Origin of the sequence: Kordia jejudonensis, from assembly GCF_001005315.1 — a bacterium.
GTDB lineage: Bacteria > Bacteroidota > Bacteroidia > Flavobacteriales > Flavobacteriaceae > Kordia > Kordia jejudonensis.
Window position 1 is genome coordinate 1 of the sequence record NZ_LBMG01000114.1, and the last position, 2,827, is coordinate 2,827.

At 28.1% G+C, this 2,827-nt stretch carries 3 protein-coding genes; 2 read left to right on the top strand and 1 reads right to left on the bottom strand.

The window, feature by feature from the left end:
- A partial coding sequence (locus tag AA089_RS22770; RefSeq protein WP_046759332.1) for a hypothetical protein occupies window positions 1-438 on the bottom strand: 438 nt, incomplete at its 3' end.
- 222 nt (window positions 439-660) lie between these two features.
- Between AA089_RS22770 and AA089_RS22775 the strand changes: the two genes are divergently transcribed.
- Together AA089_RS22775 and AA089_RS22780 are read left to right on the top strand one after the other, a co-directional pair.
- Complete coding sequence (locus AA089_RS22775; protein ID WP_046759333.1) at window positions 661-2,322, top strand: AraC family transcriptional regulator; 1,662 nt, start codon at window positions 661-663, stop codon at window positions 2,320-2,322.
- A 105-nt stretch (window positions 2,323-2,427) separates the two neighbouring features.
- Complete coding sequence (locus AA089_RS22780) at window positions 2,428-2,652, top strand: hypothetical protein (protein ID WP_046759334.1); 225 nt, start codon at window positions 2,428-2,430, stop codon at window positions 2,650-2,652.
- The last annotated feature ends 175 nt before the right edge of the window (window positions 2,653-2,827 follow it).

Below are 2,827 nucleotides of genomic sequence, written 5' to 3' on the forward strand. Positions count from 1 at the left end.
GAGTACTTTCATATCTTCAAATACTGTTTTTGCGCCCGCTTCGTTTTCGCCTGCTAGGTAGCGCATCATGCGGTAAAAGCTTAAGGAATTCGTATAATTGTCATGATCTAATAATGTTTTGGTGTCTATGAGTTGTTGAGCAAGGTTTTGTAGGCGTTGGGTGCGTTGCTCCATTTGTTGACGTGCTGTGTAGTCTTTGTCAAACTCTACTTTGTCTATAAAATTAGGAATCCAGTTTGGGTGCTGTTCCATATAATTTTTGGCTTTGTCTACGATGAGTTTGTTTTGGTTGCCAATACTTCCGTATTGTCGGCGTTGGTCAGCAGTAAGGTTTACGGTTTTTCCTTGTAGTATTTGTTGAATGCCATCCAAATGTGTGTCAAGGTTGGTGAGTTCCTCTTGGGTAAACTCAATACTGATTAGATTTTCTAATGCCATGCTGTTTTGTTTTAAGAATTATACTTTAGATTAAAAATCTGAGTTATTGTAAGAGGGAGTTTTTATTTATTAAGATTTCGCTTGTTAAAATTAAAACTGTTATTTTAGCTCTCAGATTTTTTTGATTGGTGTAAATGTATTTTTATTGTATACACAAGTCAAATAGTAGTTTGTATAATTCAAGGAATTGATAGATCAATTCGAGGAAATGATATATAAAACATGAAATTTTTAATATTATCACTTAGTTTTCTTTTTTCACTACCTCTACTCTCACAAAGTGAAATAGACTCATTGACACAAAAAAAATATACTGAGTTATCTTCAAGAGTTAGAGAAAATATTGATAACCAAAAAGAGGCTCTCATTTATGCTAAAGCATATTTAAATAAGGCAAAAAAAGAAAATAATCAATTAGGACTTGGTACAGGATACAGATTACATGCAAATATATTTAGAGATAAAAATTTAAAAATTTCTTATTTAGATAGCGCAATTAATGCAACCTTGAATATGGATCATCAATATTATCCAGCACTTCTACTACTATATAGGGGTGGTATTTACTATGACCAAAAAAGGTTCAAAGCTTCTTTACAAGATTACCTTATGGCAAATACTTATGCTAAAAATAATAATGAAGAACTGTACTACACAATAAAATTTAATGTTGGAATTATTAAAAGGCAGATAGGAAATTTTGAGGAAGCAGAAAATATTTTTGATCAGTGTTTAGAATATGAAAGTGAATATAAAGATTTTGATGATGGCGATATGTATTTCAGTACATTGTTTCAATTATCTAATGTATATTATGAAACGAAACAATTTTCAAAAGCCACAGAAATAAACTCTAGAGGTATACTTGAGACACTTGCCAGAAAAGACTCTACTAGATACTATCATTTTGTTGTAAATGAAGGAATTAATCTGACTCTTCAAAAAAAGTATACTGCCGCGATTGATAGTATTTATAAGGCAATAGATCATATAGAAACAAAAGATGATCTAGCTGTAGTTTACCATTATCTAGGTTTAGCCCTATATGAAAATGATCAAAAAAAACAATCAATTCCATATTTTCAAAAAGTTGACTCAATTTTTCTGGAAACTTATGATTTACTTCCAAGCTGTAGGTCTACTTATGAAAAGTTGATCAACTATTTTAAAGAAACGAAAGACCTGAAAAATCAATTGTTGTATACAACAAGACTATTGAAATTAGACAGTATATTAAGTGATGATTATAAATATTTAGTAAAAAACGTATATAAGGAATATGATTTTCCAGAGCTAATGAGTTATCAAAAAGAACTGATAGCAGAGTTAGAAAATAATTCAAAAACAACAACCTATTGGAATATCTTTTTAATGATCACAGTAATAGTTTCAACAATATTTTTAATTTATTATTACAAGCAAAAAAAGAAATACAAACAAAGATTTGATACACTTATTGGTAAGGAAAAATTGCAGACAAGCGAAAGTAATACTATTAAGAATACGTCTAAAGTGTTAGAGGATGTAGATGAAGAAACTGTAAATAAAGTTCTACTTGAATTAGATAATTTTATAAAGAATAAAAGCTATCTAAAAAATCAAATTACTTTAAATGATGTTGCTAAACTAATTAACACAAACACTAAATATTTGTCTAAAATAATAAATCATTACCAACAAAAAAACTTTAATACTTATATTAATGATCTAAGGATTGAGTATTTAATTGATCGACTTAATACGGATAAAAATTTCAGAAAGTATACTATAAGTGCAATAGCTGAAGAAGGAGGTTTTTCAAATGCTCTTTCTTTTTCAAGAGCATTTACCAAAAAAACAAGTTTAAAACCTTCTTATTTTTTAAAAGAATTAAATAAAAGATAAAAAATAACCTATCAATTCCACGAATTGCTAAAAATTCTAGTATTTGAACATCTTTTTATAAGTTAGAATTATATAATATTGTCGAGTAACAAAAACATAATTAAAATGAAAAAAAAGAAATCTTCTTTAAAACTTTTAAGAATAAAGATCGCAAATTTGAATGCAATAAGTAACTTAATAGGAGGTACAGGTAATGCGGGTGATCCTGATCCAGTAACAAAAGGGAATACAAAATCAAAAGATGATGCTAAATGTGCATCACGAGTTTTAATATTGTCGATTTGTACTGATGGAAATACAGGTGGTGATCCCAATACAGATCCTCAATAAAGAAAAAATTTTAATCTAATTATGAGAATCAAAACAGTTTTATTTATAATTTTTATTAGCAGTATTTTTGGTTGTGATACAACTAAAAATACTGCTATAGTTTCAATTTCAACACTAGAATTAAAGGAACTAACTAAGAAAAGTAAACAAAATTGGCAACATAAGGATATTATAA

Bases quoted from the DNA above. Each gene is read 5' to 3' on its own strand.
- AA089_RS22775 (WP_046759333.1), top strand. From the start codon at position 661: ATGAAATTTTTAATATTATCACTTAGTTTTCTTTTTTCACTACCTCTA.
- AA089_RS22780 (WP_046759334.1), top strand. From the start codon at position 2,428: ATGAAAAAAAAGAAATCTTCTTTAAAACTTTTAAGAATAAAGATCGCA.